Annotated in this window: 19 protein-coding genes; 7 read left to right on the top strand and 12 right to left on the bottom strand. The window is 64.5% G+C overall.

Translation table 11 applies throughout. From position 1 onward, the window contains the following. Positions 1-81: 81 nt before the first annotated feature. Genes HAP48_RS18515 through HAP48_RS18500 form a run of 4 tightly spaced genes read left to right on the top strand, consistent with a single transcriptional unit; the run spans position 82 to position 3,687 of the window. On the top strand, positions 82-1,041 hold the full coding sequence (locus tag HAP48_RS18515) for a Bug family tripartite tricarboxylate transporter substrate binding protein (protein ID WP_166211660.1): 960 nt from the start codon (positions 82-84) through the stop codon (positions 1,039-1,041). A gap of 19 nt (positions 1,042-1,060) precedes the next feature. Further along, positions 1,061-1,948, top strand: a complete 888-nt coding sequence (locus HAP48_RS18510) for an NAD(P)-dependent oxidoreductase (protein ID WP_166211663.1) — start codon at positions 1,061-1,063, stop codon at positions 1,946-1,948. Continuing rightward, positions 1,945-2,925 carry a Gfo/Idh/MocA family protein gene (locus HAP48_RS18505; protein ID WP_166211666.1) on the top strand — a complete coding sequence of 327 codons (981 nt, stop codon included), beginning with the start codon at positions 1,945-1,947 and terminating at the stop codon, positions 2,923-2,925. Before HAP48_RS18510 ends, HAP48_RS18505 begins: the two co-directional genes overlap by 4 nt. Before the next feature lie 6 nt (positions 2,926-2,931). Next, a complete protein-coding gene (locus HAP48_RS18500; protein ID WP_029078007.1) occupies positions 2,932-3,687 on the top strand; it encodes a GntR family transcriptional regulator in 756 nt (251 codons plus the stop codon). A gap of 11 nt (positions 3,688-3,698) precedes the next feature. On the opposite strand, the gene HAP48_RS50045 is transcribed toward HAP48_RS18500, so the two are convergent. Beyond that, positions 3,699-3,827 (bottom strand): hypothetical protein, encoded by a 129-nt coding sequence (locus HAP48_RS50045; RefSeq protein WP_275949049.1) that lies wholly within the window; start codon positions 3,825-3,827, stop codon positions 3,699-3,701. 382 nt (positions 3,828-4,209) lie between these two features. On the opposite strand from HAP48_RS50045, the gene HAP48_RS18495 reads away from it, so the two are divergent. Continuing rightward, positions 4,210-4,386 (top strand): hypothetical protein, encoded by a 177-nt coding sequence (locus tag HAP48_RS18495; protein ID WP_166211669.1) that lies wholly within the window; start codon positions 4,210-4,212, stop codon positions 4,384-4,386. 918 nt (positions 4,387-5,304) lie between these two features. Here HAP48_RS18495 and HAP48_RS18490 read toward each other — a convergent pair. Then, positions 5,305-6,288: a L,D-transpeptidase family protein gene (locus tag HAP48_RS18490; RefSeq protein WP_166211672.1), complete on the bottom strand. Its 984-nt coding sequence runs from the start codon at positions 6,286-6,288 to the stop codon at positions 5,305-5,307. Between the two features lie 215 nt (positions 6,289-6,503). On the opposite strand from HAP48_RS18490, the gene HAP48_RS18485 reads away from it, so the two are divergent. Both HAP48_RS18485 and HAP48_RS18480 read left to right on the top strand, forming a co-directional pair. Next, on the top strand, positions 6,504-7,124 hold the full coding sequence (locus tag HAP48_RS18485) for a Crp/Fnr family transcriptional regulator (protein ID WP_166211675.1): 621 nt from the start codon (positions 6,504-6,506) through the stop codon (positions 7,122-7,124). Positions 7,125-7,500: 376 nt separating this feature from the next. After that, positions 7,501-7,776 carry a hypothetical protein gene (locus HAP48_RS18480; protein WP_166211678.1) on the top strand — a complete coding sequence of 92 codons (276 nt, stop codon included), beginning with the start codon at positions 7,501-7,503 and terminating at the stop codon, positions 7,774-7,776. Positions 7,777-7,787: 11 nt separating this feature from the next. Here HAP48_RS18480 and HAP48_RS18475 read toward each other — a convergent pair whose 3' ends face one another. The 10 genes from HAP48_RS18475 to HAP48_RS18430 form a co-directional block, all read right to left on the bottom strand. Continuing rightward, the gene (locus tag HAP48_RS18475) at positions 7,788-8,822 is read right to left on the bottom strand and encodes a D-alanine--D-alanine ligase family protein (protein ID WP_166211682.1); all 1,035 of its coding nucleotides are present in this window, start codon (positions 8,820-8,822) and stop codon (positions 7,788-7,790) included. Further along, positions 8,819-9,847 (bottom strand): putative zinc-binding metallopeptidase, encoded by a 1,029-nt coding sequence (locus HAP48_RS18470; protein WP_166211685.1) that lies wholly within the window; start codon positions 9,845-9,847, stop codon positions 8,819-8,821. Before HAP48_RS18470 ends, HAP48_RS18475 begins: the two co-directional genes overlap by 4 nt. A gap of 255 nt (positions 9,848-10,102) precedes the next feature. Then, on the bottom strand, positions 10,103-10,996 hold the full coding sequence (locus HAP48_RS18465; protein WP_166211688.1) for a hypothetical protein: 894 nt from the start codon (positions 10,994-10,996) through the stop codon (positions 10,103-10,105). Positions 10,997-11,116: 120 nt separating this feature from the next. Next, a complete protein-coding gene (locus tag HAP48_RS18460; RefSeq protein ID WP_166216266.1) occupies positions 11,117-12,400 on the bottom strand; it encodes an RNA polymerase sigma factor in 1,284 nt (427 codons plus the stop codon). Between the two features lie 28 nt (positions 12,401-12,428). After that, a complete protein-coding gene (locus HAP48_RS18455; protein ID WP_166211691.1) occupies positions 12,429-12,773 on the bottom strand; it encodes a YciI family protein in 345 nt (114 codons plus the stop codon). A gap of 12 nt (positions 12,774-12,785) precedes the next feature. Next, on the bottom strand, positions 12,786-13,157 hold the full coding sequence (locus tag HAP48_RS18450) for a YciI family protein (RefSeq protein ID WP_166211694.1): 372 nt from the start codon (positions 13,155-13,157) through the stop codon (positions 12,786-12,788). A gap of 307 nt (positions 13,158-13,464) precedes the next feature. Continuing rightward, complete coding sequence (locus tag HAP48_RS18445) at positions 13,465-14,160, bottom strand: AprI/Inh family metalloprotease inhibitor (RefSeq protein ID WP_166211697.1); 696 nt, start codon at positions 14,158-14,160, stop codon at positions 13,465-13,467. Continuing rightward, the gene (locus HAP48_RS18440) at positions 14,160-15,143 is read right to left on the bottom strand and encodes a 2-hydroxyacid dehydrogenase (protein WP_166211700.1); all 984 of its coding nucleotides are present in this window, start codon (positions 15,141-15,143) and stop codon (positions 14,160-14,162) included. Before HAP48_RS18440 ends, HAP48_RS18445 begins: the two co-directional genes overlap by 1 nt. Continuing rightward, a complete protein-coding gene (locus HAP48_RS18435) occupies positions 15,143-15,931 on the bottom strand; it encodes an ABC transporter permease (protein ID WP_029083230.1) in 789 nt (262 codons plus the stop codon). The genes HAP48_RS18440 and HAP48_RS18435 overlap by 1 nt, the downstream gene beginning before the upstream one ends. Then, the gene (locus tag HAP48_RS18430; protein ID WP_166211703.1) at positions 15,928-16,731 is read right to left on the bottom strand and encodes an ABC transporter ATP-binding protein; all 804 of its coding nucleotides are present in this window, start codon (positions 16,729-16,731) and stop codon (positions 15,928-15,930) included. The genes HAP48_RS18435 and HAP48_RS18430 overlap by 4 nt, the downstream gene beginning before the upstream one ends. Between the last annotated feature and the right edge of the window lie 6 nt (positions 16,732-16,737).

The raw sequence follows: 16,737 nt of genomic DNA, 5'->3' as shown, positions 1-16,737 counted from the left end.
ATATTGCGATAGGCCCGCCGCTTGCATTTCTGACGTATTTGTCCGTATAAATTTGTCAAAGCAGACACGGGAGGGACCGGAATGAAGTTACGGCTGGGGCTGCTTGCCGTCCTGCTCTCGGCACTTCCGGTCCTGCCGGCGCTCGCGGTGGACGGCTTCCCGCAACGGCCGCTCAAGATCATCGTGCCGTTCCCGGCCGGCGCCGGCCCCGACAATGTCGCGCGGCTGGTCGGCCAGCATCTGCAGGACGCCTTCGGCCAGACCGTGCTGATCGAGAACCGCGCCGGCGCGCTCGGCAGCATCGGCGCCCAGGAAGTCGCCCGCAGCGCGCCCGACGGCTACACGCTGCTGATGGGCACCAACACGACGCATGCCAGCAACGTCGCGACGCTCAAGAGCCTGCCCTATGATCCGGTGAAGGATTTTGCGCCGGTCATCCGCACCACCACGACGGCGATGGTGCTGCTGGTCAATCCGAAGCTTGCGGCCAAGGACCTGCCGCAGTTCCTCGCTTACGCCAAGGCGACCCCCAATCTGACCGCGGGTTACGGCTCCGGCGCGTCGCAGATCTCGATCGCGCAGCTGCAATCGCGCGGCGGCCTGTCGCTGATCGCCGCCTCCTATCGCGGCGTGCCGCAGGCGATGACCGACGTGATGGCCGGGGTGATCGACCTGACTTTCGGCGATTTCTCGGTCGCGATCCCGCAGATGCAGGGCGGCACCTTGCGCGGTATCGGCGTGACATCGGCGACCCGCAACGAGCTCACACCCGGCCTGCCCGCGCTGTCGGAAGCGATGCCCGGCTTCGAGGCCACGATCTGGTACGGGCTGTTCGCGCCGGCCGGCACGCCGGAGCCGGTGGTCAACAGGATCTACGCCGAATGCGCCAGGTACCTCGCAATGCCGGAGACCAAGAAGAAGCTCGCCGATGTCGGCGTGATCGTGGCGCCGCTGGCGCCCCCCGAGTTCGGCGCCTTCGTCAGGAGCGAGGTCGTGCGCTGGTCGGCGGAGGTCAAGGCGGCCGGCATCCAACCGCAATAGACGAGAGCTCCGTCGCATCATGGCTCGCGAGACACCCGTCGGCATGATTGGCCTGGGGCTGATGGGATCGGCCCTCTCCGCGCGGCTGATCGAGGCCGGCGTACGCGTAATCGGCTTCGACATCGATGCCGCGAAGAACGACGGCTTGAGGGCCAGCGGCGCCGAGTTCGCGGCCTTCGCCGCCGATGTGGCGGCGCGCTGCCGGACCATCGTCATCGCGGTGTATGACGCGGCCCAGGTCAAGGGATTGCTGCCGGACCTGGCGAACGCAACCGTGCCGCCGCTCGTGATCTGCACCACCACCTGCGCGCCGGGCGAGATCGCTGTGATCGCCGAATTCGCCTCGCGCTCGCGCCTTGCCTTCATCGAAGCGCCGATCTCGGGCACCAGCGCCGAGGTCCGCGCCGGCGCCGCAACCGCGCTGGTCGGCGGCGATCCCGACGTCATCGACGCCGCCGCAGCGACGCTCGACATTCTCTACCCGCAACGGATCAATGTTGGTGCGATCGGCAATGCGAGCCGCACCAAGCTCGCCATCAACCTGATCCTGCAGAACAACCGCGCCGCGCTGGCCGAGGGCATCGCCTTTGCCGAGAGCCTCGGCCTCGACGGCACCACGTTCCTTGCGACCGCGCGCCAATCGGCGGCATATTCCAGGGTCATGGACAGCAAGGGACGGAAGATGCTGGCGCGCGATTACTCGCCGCAATCGCATATCGCGCAGACCCTGAAGGATGCCGAGCTGATCCTGCAGGAGGCCCGCCGGCACGGCCTGCCCTTGCCGCTAACCTCGGCGCAGGCCGAGTTGCTGCGCGCAGCGATCGCGCTCGAAGGCCCGGACAGCGACAGCGCCGCGGTGATCGAGGCGATCCGTGCCGGACGCGGCCGGGATGAGGAACATTCATGATCAATTGTGCGATCGTGGGCCTCGGCCGCTGGGGCCGCGCGCTGGTCGAGGCCGCGCAGAACGAGCCGCGGCTCAGGATCACAAGCGCGGTGGAACCCGACAGCTCCGGTGCCGCCGATTTTTGCGCGGCTCATGGCTTGTTCCCCGCGACAAGCCTGGAGGACGTGCTCGCCGCGCCCGAGATCGATGCCGTGCTGCTGGCGACGCCGCATTCGCTGCACAAGGCGCAGGTGATTGCGGCCGCCGCGGCCGGCAAGCAGGTGTTTTGCGAGAAGCCGCTGGCGCTGCGCCGCGACGATGCCGCCGAGATGTTCGCGGCCTGCCGCAAGGCCGGCGTGCTGCTCGCGGTCGGGCATAATCGCCGGTTCTGGCCCTCGATGCGGGCGCTGCGCGCGGTCACAGCCGGCGGCGAGCTCGGCACGATCCTGCATATCGAGGGCCACAACAGCAACGAGAACTCGCAGACCGTCACGCAGGGCTGGCGGCTGTCGCCCCAGGAGTCGCCGGGCGGCGGGCTGACCGGCGCAGGGCTGCATGTGCTCGACGGCTTCGTCAGCCTGCTCGGCCCGGTGCGCCAGGTCTATGCCCGGTTGAGTGCGCGCGAGGCCGGGCCGCCGCCGCTCGACACTGCAACCTTGGCGATTGAATTTGTGAATGGCGTGAGCGCAACCCTTGCGACAATCCGCGCAACACCGTTCTATTGGCGCGTGCATGTGTTCGGAACGAAGGGATCTGCCGAAGTGCTCGACGAGGTGACGATGGTGCTGCGGAAATCCGGCGAGGCGCCCGCGACCACACGCTATCCGGCGGTCGACACGCTCGCCGCGGAACTCACAGCCTTTGCCGACGCGGTCGAGGGCAAGCAGCCGTTCCCGGTGCCGGAGGCAGATGTGCTGGCAACGCTCACTGCATTCGAGGCCGCCCTGCAGTCGATGCAGTCAGGTCATCCGATCGCCTGCCATATGGCATGCCAGTGACCCACCATGTCTGAACAACCGGACAGGGCGAGATCGTCCCGCTATCGCGACATCGCCACCGGACTGCAGAGGGACATCCGTCTCGGCACCTACGCGGTCGGCAATCTGCTGCCGACCGAGACCGAACTGATGGCAAGCTTCAGCGCGAGCCGCCAGACCGTGCGCGAGGCACTGCGCATCCTGATCGAGCAGGGCCTGATCGTGCGCCGCGCCGGCCTCGGCTCGGTGGTGATCGCGTCCGAGCCGCCGGTCTTGTTCACCCACAGCGTCAAGTCGCTCGGCGAATGGCTGCGTTATTCCAACGAGACCTACCGCGACGTCGTGGCTAGCAGCGATATCGTCGCCGACCGCAAGCTGGCCGGGCTCCTGAAATGCGAGCCCGGCAGGAGCTGGTTCCTGATCGAGGCGGTGCGCCGCTCGGACCAGTTCGCCGCGCCGCTCGGCTGGACCGAGATCTACGTGCTGCGCCGGTTCGCCGATGTCGTGACCCGCAGCGACCATGGCCGCACCCCGGTGCACGAGCAGATCGCCAAGATGTACGGCCAGGTCACCGAGCGCGCCCAGATGGAAATCTTCGTCCGGGGCATGCCGGCGCCGATTGCCAAGGCGCTCGGCGTCAAGACCGGCTCGCCGGCACTCACTGTGGTACGCCGCTACTACGGCCTGCGCGAGGAACTGTTCGAAGTCACCATCACCACACACCCCGAGGGGCGCTACACCTACACGATGGACATGCAGCGCTCGCTGCGGCCGAAGCTTTAGGGGGAAACGCCCTATCGCGCCCGCGCCAAATGCGTGCTGGCAGAGGTGTGCGCCATCTGCGGGGTGCCGCTCACGCCCCAGACCGCGACCGCGATCAGCGCGGCCGCCCAGACATATGGCACAGCATTCAGCTTCTTCATTCCGAGATCATCCCCACGTCCTGGGAGTGCTGACCAGTCTCACGACCCTGGTCGTGCATCTCACGACCGAGATCATCAGCGTCTCACCAGGCATCCGTCCTCACAACGCTACTAAGGTTAGACCTTGTCGGTTTCAGGACGCCTTCGTGCCAATCCGGAAATGATTTCGTCGGAACCGGGCTCTCTCATCCCAATTGATGAGACCGCGGGCACGACCGGCTTCGGCTCCATTCGAGACGAAGGCAAAGAGAATTTTCTGCCCAAATTTGAGTCAGACGCACAACAAACATTCCAAACGTGCAGCCACTGAACTCTTTTTGATTGTCGCGGCGACTCCGGCCGTGTCATCAGGGCGATGACAGTGTGATGACAGGGGCCTCCCGTGACTGCCCAACCGGCCAATCCGCAAGGCGGCTCCCGCCGCCACTCCAAGGAAACGCAGGAGGAGGTGGTGCGGTCGCTGGAACGGGAACTGAAGCTCCTGACCGAAGAGCGCCATGAGCGCGCGCTCCGGCTCGGCCTCGACATTGCAGGCAAGACGCCGAAGACGGACCAGTAGGGCCGCGGCCGCGTCTCGACCCTGAGGCACACGATCGCCACCGCTGATTCGCGCGACCGTCTGCCATGGCCGGTGTGTGCTGGCATGCGTCAGTCGTGATGCGGCCTGCTGCGGCCACTACGGCGAGGCCCTTGCGCGGGGAAACGGGACGATCCGATTCGAATGTCAAACAGCCAGGCTCTCAGTGTCATCACCCGCGCATGCGGGTGATCCAGTATTCCAGAGACGTTGATGCTTGAGCCGGGAGGCCGCGGCGTACTGGATCGCCCGGTCAAGCCGGGCGATGACAGTGTGGGTGGGGACATGGCATCGCCGTCTCGCGACATGTTTTGTCCGAGTCTTGCATTTCGTTCCACCCTCTCTTGAACAGAGGGCGCAGGGAAAGCCGGGTGCCGATCGCACCCATGGGCCCCGAGCAAAGGGTAGAAAGCTCGGGGGTAGGACCACAGGTGTAACCGGAGCAATCCGGCTTTCCCTGCGCGATGGGTTACGGCTTACTTCGTGCTCTCCCCGGCGAGACTGGGCTTGTTTGTCACCGCCCTCGCATCACGCCTTCGCGTGTTGCGACGAGACACCGGCCGCTAGGGCGTCAGGACCACACGACTTCACCGTCCGCCTCATGCGCACTCGTCAGTCGCGCATTCCGCGTCCACCGCATCTCACACCGCGTTCGTGACGACCGCGAAGCGCCCCTCGATCGGGTGAGACGGGCGTATTGAACATCTGAGTTGGGTCAAACGTCAAGTTAAATTCTGAAAAGCCGAACAAATAAATCGAGGATTGATAGCTCGTCGACTCTAGGATGGGTAGAGCGCAGCGAAACCCATCATTTGCGCCGCGGAAGGGAATTGATGGGTTTCGCTTCGCTCGACCCATCCTCTCGTTGCGCGTCTCGGTCAACCTCCAACGTTCATCGCATTATCGCGCGCTCTCCACGAACGTCACCGGCGTGCCTTTCGCAAGGCCGGCCGCGACGCGCCCCGCGTCCCAGTTGGTCAGCCGGACGCAGCCGTGGGACTCAGCCTTCGAGACCTTTGCGGGATCGGGCGTACCGTGAATGCCATAGCCTTCCGCCGAGAGGTTGATCCACATCGAGCCGACCGGGTTGTTCGGACCGGGCTTGATCGTGAAAGGCCGCTTCGACTTGACGCCCTTGAACTTGTAGTCGGGGTTGTAGCGATAGGTCGGGTTCTTGTTGATCGCCGTCACCTTCAACGTCCCGCTCGGCGTCGGCTTCTCCGCACTGCCGACCGTTGCGGGATAGAATGCAACCAGCTTCCCCGCAGCGTCGAACGTGCTGAGCGTCTGCCGGGTCTTGTCGACCTCGACGCGTGCAACCGGCGCCGGATTTCCCGCGTCGAGGACGTTGGCAACCGCGATCGTATCGCCGGCCTTGTCGAATTTCTGTCCGGGATTGAGCGCCTGCAGCAACTCCTCGCTCATGTGGAATTTCTCGGCGAGCGCTTCGCGTGGACTGCGGTAGCCCAGAGCCGGCAGATCCTTCATGCTTTCCATTTTCGGCGGCAGCTTCTCAAGGAACGGCCCTTTCACGTCCGCCTCTGCTATCGTGTAGTTGACGATCGCCGCCCCGTCGCTGGAGGCGGCGAGCTTGCTCCAGAGATCCGCCGTCACCGCCTTGTCGAACGACAATCCATTCGCCCCGGCAAAGGCGATCATCGCCTTCCGCGCGTTCTCGCCGAGCTTGCCGTCGATCTCGCCGGGGGAGAAATGCGCGCGATCGAGCATGATTTCGAGCCTCGCAACGGAGGCATTGACCTGGTGAGGGCCGGGCAATTTTACCGACGGCGGCGCCGCATCGTTGATCGAGGCCGCGTCGAGACCCGCGGCCGCCGCCGGCTCGGTCGACACAAGCAGCAGCACAACGGCAAGGGGCCGGAACATCTCGCATCCCAACGTGGCAACCTTCGGTAAAGCCACGGAAAGCTGCGAAGTTCCAATGCAAAGCGGCACCGCTAGCGGAGGTCGCATCACGGAGGTCTGTTTCGCCCAATGCGCGGCCGGCCTCATTTCCGCCCAAGAAAATGAGCGCTCTAGCAAAGGTTGGAAGTCGCTTTCAGAACACTTTTCTTGCAGTTCATTTTCAGGTGGGTGCTGCCATGACCTTGATCGATGGCTTGGGTTACCTCGCGTCGGCGCTTGTACTGCTGACGTTCTGCATGAGCACCATGTTGAGCCTGCGCACCGTCGCGATATTCAGCAATCTGGCGTTCATCAGCTATGGATTGGGCGACCGGATCTATCCGGTGCTCATCCTGCACATCATTCTGCTGCCGCTGAACGTGCTGCTGCTGTTCCAGATGGTTCGGCTGCTCCGCAAGGCCAAGCTTGCCGCGGCGACCGATCTTTCTCCGAACTGGCTGCAGCCGTTCATGCACGCAAAGCACATCAAGGCGGGAGAAACCATCTTCAGGAAAGGCGACGATGCCGACCTTCTCTATATGGTCGTATCGGGGCAGGTCAGGTTTCCGGAGATCGATCGCGGGGTATCGGCAGGCGAACTGTTCGGAGAGATCGGACTGTTTTCACTCGAACGGCGTCGCACGCAAACTGCCGTGGCGGCAACGGACGTGGATCTGCTGTGGATCAGCGACGCTGCGCTGAAGAAGCTGTGCGAGCGCAATCCAGGACTGTCGCTGTATTTCCTGCGACTGACGGCGACCCGGATGACGGAGAACGCGGCCCGCGCAATCGGGGCCGCCGCACCCAATCCGGCGTAACCGCGCCGGGAGTGCCTGCCGGTTCTACGGCGCGGACGAAACCGCTGGGCTCGGCAACGGCGCAAACTGCATCTCTGCGACGGCCGAGCCGGCGTATGCACTGGCGATCAGGATCATGACTCGAATGGCGACGAACATGGTGCCTCCTCAGTGTTTTTCTTGGTCTCTCAATGCCAGAGACTTCTTTCGCCCCGGTGAGGAAAGCTGGTTGCTGCAACCTTGAGGGCATTGGTAAGCGAGCCGTTTACGCAGCCATCGCACGACGTGGGAACCGTTTCACCACGTGGGAACCGTATCGACCGATCGATCGGAGCGCTAAACGCGCGGTTCACTGTCGCGGGGCATTGTTCGCCTCAATCAAGAAGGCGCAATCACAATGCCGATTTTCAGGACGATCCTTGTTGTCGTGTCGATTTTTCTTGCCGGTTTGTACGTTTACGACGCCAGCAGCAACGTCGACTTGCTCATGATGGCGCCGGTCGGCGACGTCGTTGCACGGCGCTGGCCGGAAGGGGATGCGTTCCGTCCCACGGCGGCCCCGGTCTCAGCCGCCGCTGCCGACCCGACGCCGGCGGCGCGCGTTAGGGAAACGTTTGCGATGTTCATCCCAAGGGACGGCCGGCGCCATACGCTGATGCAGCGCAGCCTGTAGCGGCTTTCGGTTCAGCCCAGGGATACGCCCGCCTTTGCGCGGCTCATGCCCAGGGTCACAATGCGATGCAGCAGACCCGCGTAGTCCAGTCCGTCATGCAGGGCCGCGGTTGCGAATTCCTGGCTCTTGGCGATCTCAGGATTGGGATTGGCCTCGATGAAATAGGGAACGCCATTGGTCGAGAGGCGGAAGTCGATGCGCGCGTAGCCGTCGAGCCCGAGCGTCCGGTAGATGCGTTTCGCCAGCCGTTGAATATGGGCGGATAGTTCCGGCGTCAGATTCCCGGCCGGCCCGTCTTCAATCCCGATGCGCTCCTGGTAGTTGGGATCGTGCTTGACCTTCTCGGTGGCGATGTGTCGCGCACTGTGACCGCCCATGCTGCCGAACTTCAATTCCCAGACCGGCAGAACCCGCAGCCTGTTGTTGCCGAGCACGCCGACATAGAGCTCCCGCCCTTCGATGAACTGCTCGGCGATGGCGGCGGTTCCGATCCGTTCGTGGATGAAGGCGACCCGCTCGGCGAGCTTCTCGTCGGTATCGACGATGGATGCCTGCGAGATGCCGAGCGAACCATCCGAGCTCAGGCTCTTGACGATCAGCGGCAGCGCCAGGCGCGGCGGCCGCTTGACCTTCCGGCGCATCGGGAACACGGCGAAGGCCGGCACCGGAATCCGGCGATGATGCACCAGCGTCTTGGACAGATCCTTGCCGCGCGCCAGGATCAGGCCACGCGGGTTGCACCCGGTATAGGGGATCTTCATCAGCTCGAGATAGCTCGCGATGTGCTGGTCATACACCACTTCGTAGTGGAATTCCTCCAGCAGCGTGAACACCACATGCGGCTTGAAATTTTCGATCGCGTCGCGGACCGGCTTGATTTCCTCCTGCACGCCGAGCGGACGAACCTCATGGCCGGCCGCGCGCAAGGTGCTCACGACGTCGTATTCCGTCTTCCAGGCATTGATCTCCTGGGCGGAGTAGCCGTCCGAGGAATCCGGCGGCACGAAGTCCGGGTGCATCAGCACGAGAATGCGAAGACGTTTCATAGCGCGATCCATTTCCGGCGCGACGGGCCGAACAGCGCGTGCATGGTCTTGGCGGTGAGCAGGATGGTGAAGTTGGCGACGAGCTTCTGCTCAGGGCCGACGGCGCGCAGATTGAGCTCGCGGCAGCGCGAGATCATATCATCAAGCACGGCATCGAGCGTCAGCTGGTTCTCGCCGGTCCAGCGCGCCACCAGCTGCCTGATCTGGGCGCGGTGCCGCCTGATGAAGAGTGAGGCGGCCGGATGCCGTTGATGCCGTGGATCGGCGGAGAACAGCTTGGACAGGTCGCGATCGTAGGTCTTCGGTGGATTGAAGGCGTAGAACGCCTGCTTCTTCTTGTAGTGCTCGCCGAGCGTCTGCTTGAGTGAATGTAATGGATCGACGCGCTCACGCGACGTGAGCAGCGGCCGCTTGCCGGCAATCTCGCCCATCAGCTCGTCGACATATTCGAGCTTCTTCAACGCAGGCCAGCCGGCATAGCGCGTCCGCCAGTTCGAACGCGGCCGCAGCCACACCGCGAAGGTTTCCGCAAAATCCTCGTCCGGATGGCTCTGCGCGTACCACAGCCGAAGATGCTGGACATAATTCCGGCTGGCCGGATTGGGCCGGTAGTAGCGCGGGTAGTGGCGCGACGACGGGCCGAACAGCTGTTGCCAGCGCCGGCGGCGTTGCAGCTGGTAGCCGTGCTGGATGACATGGCCGGCCTCGTGACGGAGAATGGCCATGCACTCGGACCAGGTGCCGCCCTCGACGTCGAGCATCATCTTCTTCTCGAGCTTCATCAGGCGAGGATGGGCGAGATAGAATGGAATGGCGATCCCGGGCGTACTTGACGGACTGAACCATTCGCTCGATATCCATGCGTGCGGCCGCAGCCGCAGCCCCCGCTCCTCGAGCTCCTCGTTGAGCGTTCTGACGCAGTCCGCGAGCCAAGTGCCCTCTACCCTCACCCTCAGGCTGCTGAGGCGTTGCTCCAGCAACTGCTCATCCGTCAGATTCTCCCAGGCATATTTGCGGCGCGGCATGGGTCTCCAGAAGTTGCGACAAATCGAAATCGGGATGCTGTCATAGGTTGCTGCCGGTCACAACCGCCCGGCCCTCGCGGCGGCCCCCGGTCGGGGCCGGGCCTTTGGGCACAGGTCGAGATCGGTGCCTCTTTTGAGCAAGGTCCGTTTGGGCCAGACGAGGACATTCTTATGAAGTCGGCGGGAACGGTTGGCCCACGGGATCGGACGAATGCGCTCCCAATGTCTGCCAGTGACAAATTCGCGACGGCAGCACTACGGGCAGGACCACCCGTTGTTAGGTTCGGCGCATATCTTGGACATGACCTCGGCGGCGTCGATCCGCGCCGAATTTGCCATGAGAATGCGTCGGACCCGGGCCGCATCAGCGGCGTCCATAGCTGTCAGATTCCGTGCTTCTTTGATAGCCGCGCTACAGGCCAAATCCGGATCACCGTCGAGATAGTCGGCGGTCGCAGTTAGTTCGGCAGGCGTCAGTGCCGCGATCGGTCCGCGAGCGAGAAGCCGCATGACATCCGCGGTCTCTTTTTCGTTGGGTCTCGTCCAACCGACCCCACTCAGTCTTCTTTCGAATCCGTTTTGCAAGGCGGCTTGGTGCGCAAACCACGCAAGCTGATCGTCTGGCTTCGCTTGCGGCAGTTCATCAGCCATGCCGCCCGCGAACAGAAATGCCCTGCAAGCCAGCGGCTTGTTTTCAAGATCGCGGAGTAAAGCTAGCTCAGCGCGGGTTATCGCGTTGATATGCTCGTCGTCGGCATAGACTTCGACCTCTGCTGCAAGGCTTATCCTGAGTGCCTTATTAGCTGCCACCCATCCACCTCGACCGAAGGCTGCTTGGGTCCGACGAAGGAATATCTCCCGGAGATTGGGATCTTGCGACGCCATCGAAGCGGCCAAAGGAAATCTGGCCAGGTTGTCGTCAAACGTTGCTTCGAATTCGTTAGGCCCGAATAAGAAGCCGTATGCCAGCCATGCGGCCACGGAGACGGCACCCAATGCCAGAAAGAGGCCTCGTCGATTCATCGACCCATCAGTCCAGGCGGCGACGACGGAAACAATCTCACGTTGTTGAATTACAATCCAGCCGCGGCGCTCAGTTACGCTTAACGCAATCCTGCTGACGTCTTTCGTGTAGATGGCAAATGGCAACCAAGCAGCTCGTAGCCCGGGCGAGCGAAGCGATACCAGGGATTGGTCACCGCAAGACCCGCATGTCGCTCCGCTCATGCGGGCTACGTGGTTGCGCTTTGCGTCGAAACCGCGAAGTGATCAGCGGCGGCCGGGGTCCTGCGCGGCGCGCACGGCCGCGGCTGCACGCCGCTGCAACAGTTCGCGCTCCCGCGTATTGCCGGCGAGATCAGCCGCGGCCTCGAACGCGACGCGGGCCTCGTCGAAGCGGCTCAGCCGGTGCAGCAAATCGCCGCGCACACTCGGCAGCAGATGATAGGATTTCAGCGCCGGCTCGTGCCCGAGACCGTCGACGATCGCAAGCGCGGCGAGCGGGCCTTCCGCCATGCCGATCGCGACCGCGCGGTTGAGCTCGATCACCGGCGAATTTACCAGCGCGGCGAGATCGCCGTAGAGGGTGGCGATGCGGCGCCAATCGGTCGCGTCCGATGTCCCGGCCTCGGCGTGGCAAGCGACGATCGCAGCCTGCAACGCATAGAAGCCGCCGGCGCCGCCGAGCTCGCGGGCGCGCGCCAGTGCGAGCTGCCCGCGGCGGATCTGCAGGCGGTCCCAGCGGGCACGGTTCTGGTCCATCAGCAGGATCGGCTCACCCTGCGCATCGGTGCGCGCCGCCATCCGCGAGGCGTTGAGCTCCATCAGGGCAGTGAGGCCGTGCGCTTCCGGCTCCAATGGGGCGATCGCGGTCAGCACGCGGCCCAGGCGCAGCGCCTCGTTGCAGAGCTGCGGCCGCAGCCATTGGTCGCCGGTTGCCGCGGTGTAGCCCTCGTTGAAGATGAGGTAGACGATTTCGAGCACCGAGGCGAGCCGCTCCGACAATTCCGCGCCGCGCGGCGTCTCGTATGCGAGGCCGGATTCCGACAGCGTGCGCTTGGCGCGCACGATGCGCTGGGCGATCGCCGCCTCGGTCTGCAGGAAGGCGCGCGCGATCTCCCCGGTGGTCAGGCCGCAGATCATTCTGAGCGCCAGCGCGGCACGGGCCTCGCGCGACAGAAGCGGATGGCAGGCGGTGAAGATCAGCCGCAGCAATTCGTCGCCGATATCGTCGTCTAGCGCGGAATCGAAATCGGGCATGGTCTCCTGCTCCCGCGCCAGATCGTGCGCAAGCATGCCGTGCCGCTGGCTGAGCATGCGATTGCGCCTGAGATGATCGAGCGCGCGGCGCTTGGCGGTCGCCATCAGCCAGGCGCCCGGTTTCTCCGGCACGCCGCTGACCGGCCAGTGCTCGAGCGCCGCGACCAGGGCTTCCTGGGTCAGATCCTCGGCGAGCGGCACATCGCGCAGCATCCGCGACAGGCTGGTGATCAGCCGCGGCTGCTCGATGCGCCACACGCCAAGGATCGTGGCCTGGATGTCGGCGGCGGTCATTTCAGCCATCGGTCGCCAACCGTCACGGCTACATGAAGGGACGCACCTCGCATGACAATTCCCAGTCCGGCATGTGATCGAGATGGAGCTGCATGAATTCGACGGCGCGCGCCACCGCCTCCTCCTTGTCCTTCAGCTCGAAGATCGCGTAGCCGCCGACGACCTCCTTGGCTTCCATGAAAGGGCCGTCGATGACGCTGAGCTTGCCATCTTTGATGCGCACCTCAGCGCCGGCCGTGCGCGGCAGCAATGCGCCGGTATCGAGCATGCGGCCGGCCTTGACCTCGCGATCGGCCATCGCGTGGATCGCCTCGCGCAGCGCGGGATTTGGCAACATCGGCTTCTCGGCGACCAGGACATACATGAAGCGCATCGCGTGCCCTCCCTACTCGCCGCACTGGTCGGCAAAGCCGGCAAAGGCGCGGACCTCGCAGGTGCCTTCCCAGCCCGGCATGTGGTCCCTGTGCAGCTGCATGAACTCGACCGCGAGCGCCACCGCCTCCTCCTTGCTGCGCAGCTCCGAGATGGCATAGCCGCCGATCACCTCCTTGGCCTCGACGAAGGGACCGTCGATGACGCTGAGCTCGCCGCCGACCAGGCGAACCTGTGCGCCGGTGGCAAGCGGCATCAGGCCGGCATTGTCGATCATGCGGCCGGCCTTGATCTCGCGGTCGGCAAGCTTGTGCATGGCTTCCAGCAGCGCCTCGGTCGGCTGCTGCGGCGGCTGGGACGAGAGGACGATCGACATAAAGCGCATGAAATGCTCCTGTTCCCGGCGAGCGGCAGGATTATTGCGGTGAAATCGGCTCGCTATGGGGGACGACGATCCGGGGCGGGCAGGATCGACAGGGGCTGGGAATTATTTTTGAGTATTGCTGCGAAAGAGGGCGACAACCCCCTCCCCGTCACCCTTGAGGTGCGAGCCTTGCGGCGCAATTGCGCCGCTGGGCGAGCCTCGAAGGGTGCGCGGCCCGGCTGGTGGCCCGTCGATCCTTCGAGACGCCGCTTCGCGGCTCCTCAGGATGACGGGGAACTAGGCCCGCAAGCGGGAGAGGCAAGCGACTCTACTGCTCGCGCAGCATGATCAGCGGGTCGGCGCTGTCGGGGACGCGGCGCCACTGAGCGTTGTCGTCGGCCTCGAACTGCCAGGTTTCGCCCTTGGGCGACATCAGGACCATCTGGCCGTGATCGAGCCGCCACAGCGTCGGATTGAAGGCCGCGACCGCCGGATCGCATTTGCCTTTCAGGAACACCTGGAAATTGTCGTTGCCGGCCTCGGTGTTGGTCAGCACCAGGACGCAGATCGCCTGGCCGTTGCCGCGCACCATTGACCAGTCGCCGATCATCTGGTCCATCGACTTCGCGAGCGAGCGCGCGGCGGCGAGGTTTTGCAGGATATAGACGCCCTCGTTGGTGCGCATGCCCTCGAAGATGCCGGTCTCGACCTCGGTGAAATCGATCACGGCCTCGCCGGCCGCGTTCTGCAGCCGCACGATGTCGCCGAGGCCCTTGATGCTCCAGCCGGTGATGTCCTTGGTGAAAGGCAGCGCGGCGGCGCAGGCCGGCTCGAGCTCGAGCTTGAAGCCTTGCGGCGTTGCATCCGGCTTCAGCGTCACGACGCAGGTCTTGCTGCGCTCGGTGGTGGCGAGCTCCCACTGCCCGATCATGTCCTTCTTCAACGTCGAGACATCCTGCGCGGCTGCCGGACCGGATGCGGCCAGCAGCAGCAGGAGCGCGACGTTGAAGCGGGACAGGGTCATCAGCGGCCCTTCACCGGGGTTTCGGCAACCGGCGTCAGCGGCGGCTTGCCGGCGAACCAGTTCTTGATGTTGTCGACCACGAGCTGGTCCATCGCATTGCGCGTCACCACCGAGGCCGAGCCGATATGCGGCAGCAGCACGACGTTCTGCATCGCCTTCAGCTCGTCCGGCACGTTCGGCTCGGCCGCGAACACGTCGAGACCGGCGGCCAGGATGGTGCCGGATTTCAGCGCCGCGACCAGCGCCGGCTCGTCGACCACGGAGCCGCGCGCGACATTGATCAGCACACCGCGGGGCCCAAGCGCCTTCAGCACGTCGGCATTGATCATCTTCGCGGTCGAGGCGCCGCCCGGCACGATGACGATCAGGGTGTCGACCGCCTTCGCCATCTCGATCAGATCGGGATAATGCTTGTAGGCGACGTCCTTGGAGGGATTGCGCGAATGGTAAGACACCGGCACGCGTGACGCCTCGAGGCGGCGGCCGATGGCCTGGCCGATCCGGCCCATGCCGACGATGCCGATCTTGCGGTCGCGCAACGAACCGACGCTGAGCGGATAGTTCTGGGTCTGCCACAGGCCGGAGCGCACGTAACGGTCGGCCTTGACGAACTCCCGCAGCGTCGCGATCAACAGGCCCATCGCGACGTCGGCGACCTCCTCGGTCAGCACGTCGGGCGTGTTGGTGACCACAATATTGTGATCGCGGGCGTAATGGGAATCGACGTGATCATAGCCGACGCCGAAGCTGCCGACGATCTCAAGCTTCGGAAACAACGCCATCGCGGTCTTGTCGGTCGCCATCGTGTGATAGGTGACGGCGATGCCGCGGATCTTGTCCTTCTTCTCGCCCGTTAGGCGTTCGAGGTCGCCGCGGCTTTCGGCCCGGTGCAGCACGTATTGATCGGAAAAGCCGTTCTCGAGGATTGGCCTGACAGGTCCATAGATCAACAGATCGATCTTTTCGGAAGAAATCGGGGCCATCAATTGTCCTTTCCTAACGCGCTCTCATGCCAACGCCGCAACAGAAGGTGCGAAACTAGCGCCAGCACCCCATAGATGACAATCCCGGCCAGCGATAGCAGCAGAAGTGCTGCAAACATGCGGGGAATATTCAGCCGGTAGCCCGATTCAGCGATCCGGAACGCCAGGCCCGAGCCGGCGCCGGCGCTGCCCGCCGCGATCTCCGCGACCACGGCGCCGATCAGCGACAGCCCGCCGGCGATGCGCAGGCCGCCGAGGATATAGGGCAGCGCCGCGGGCAGCTTCAGGAACAGCAGCGTCTGCAGCCGTGAGGCGCCATACAATTGAAACAATCCGGCGAGGTTGCGATCGACCGAGTTGAGGCCGAGCGTGGTGTTCGACAGCACCGGAAAGAACGCCACGATCCAGGCGCAGACGATCACCGCGGTCTGCTGCTGCAGATAGATCAGGAGCAACGGCGCGATCGCGATCACGGGCGTGACCTGCAGCACCACCGCATAGGGGAACAGCGAATATTCCAGCCATTTCGACTGGTTGAACAGCAGCGCCAGCACCACGCCGCCGATCGCGGCGGCAACGAAGCCTTCGAGCGTGGTCAACAGCGTGACGCCGAGCGATTGCGACAGCACCGGCCAGTCCGCAACCAGCGTCTTCAGCACCAGAAGCGGGCTCGGCAGCACATAGGGCTGGATGCCATAGGCGCGGACGATGGCTTCCCAGAGCACGAGGCCCGCGGCGAACACCGCGACGGGAAGCAGGAAGCGCACGAGATCCTGCGGAGACTTCATGCGCCCGCCTGCCCTGCATAGGACGGCGCCAGTGCACTGGAGACCTCGCGGCAGAGCGCGGCATATTCGGCCGAGGTGCGGAACGCCTCACCGCGTGGCTCGGACGATGTGATGCGAAACTCGGCATCGATCCGGCCCGGGCGCGCGGTCATCACGATCACGCGTTGCGAGAGATACACCGACTCGAACACCGAGTGCGTCACGAAGATGACGGTCTTGTGCAAATTACGCCACAGCGACAACAGGTCGTTGTTGAGGCGAAAGCGCGTGATCTCGTCGAGCGCCGCGAACGGTTCGTCCATCAACAGGATATCCGGGTCGGTGACCAGCGCGCGCGCCAGCGACACCCGCATCTTCATGCCGCCGGACAATTCGCGCGGATAGGCGGTCGCGAACTCGCTGAGCCCGACCTGATCCAGCGCCGCATCGATGCGCGCATCGGCATCGACGGCCGGCACGCTGGCAAGCTTCAGCGGCAGGCGGACATTGTCGCGCACATTGGCCCACGGCATCAGGGTCGGCTCCTGAAACACGAAGCCGATCCTGTGGCTGCCGCGCTGCTCGGCGCCGTGATGCGCGAGCTCGACCGTGCCGGCGCTCGGCGTGGCAAGACCTGCAATCAGGCGCAGCGCGGTGGATTTGCCGCAACCGGAGGGCCCGAGCAGCGAGACGAACTCGCCGCTCTCGACATCGAGGTCGAGCGGCCCGAGCGCCGTCACGCCAGAGTCATAGGTCTTGACGACGCCGCGCAGGCGCACGGCCGACCGGGCATTCGATCCAGACAACGCAGCCCCCGCCATCCGGCC

This window comes from Bradyrhizobium septentrionale (assembly GCF_011516645.4).
Classification (GTDB): domain Bacteria; phylum Pseudomonadota; class Alphaproteobacteria; order Rhizobiales; family Xanthobacteraceae; genus Bradyrhizobium; species Bradyrhizobium septentrionale.
The sequence above is the reverse complement of the archived record's forward strand: the minus strand, read 5'-3'. Positions and strand labels throughout refer to the sequence as shown.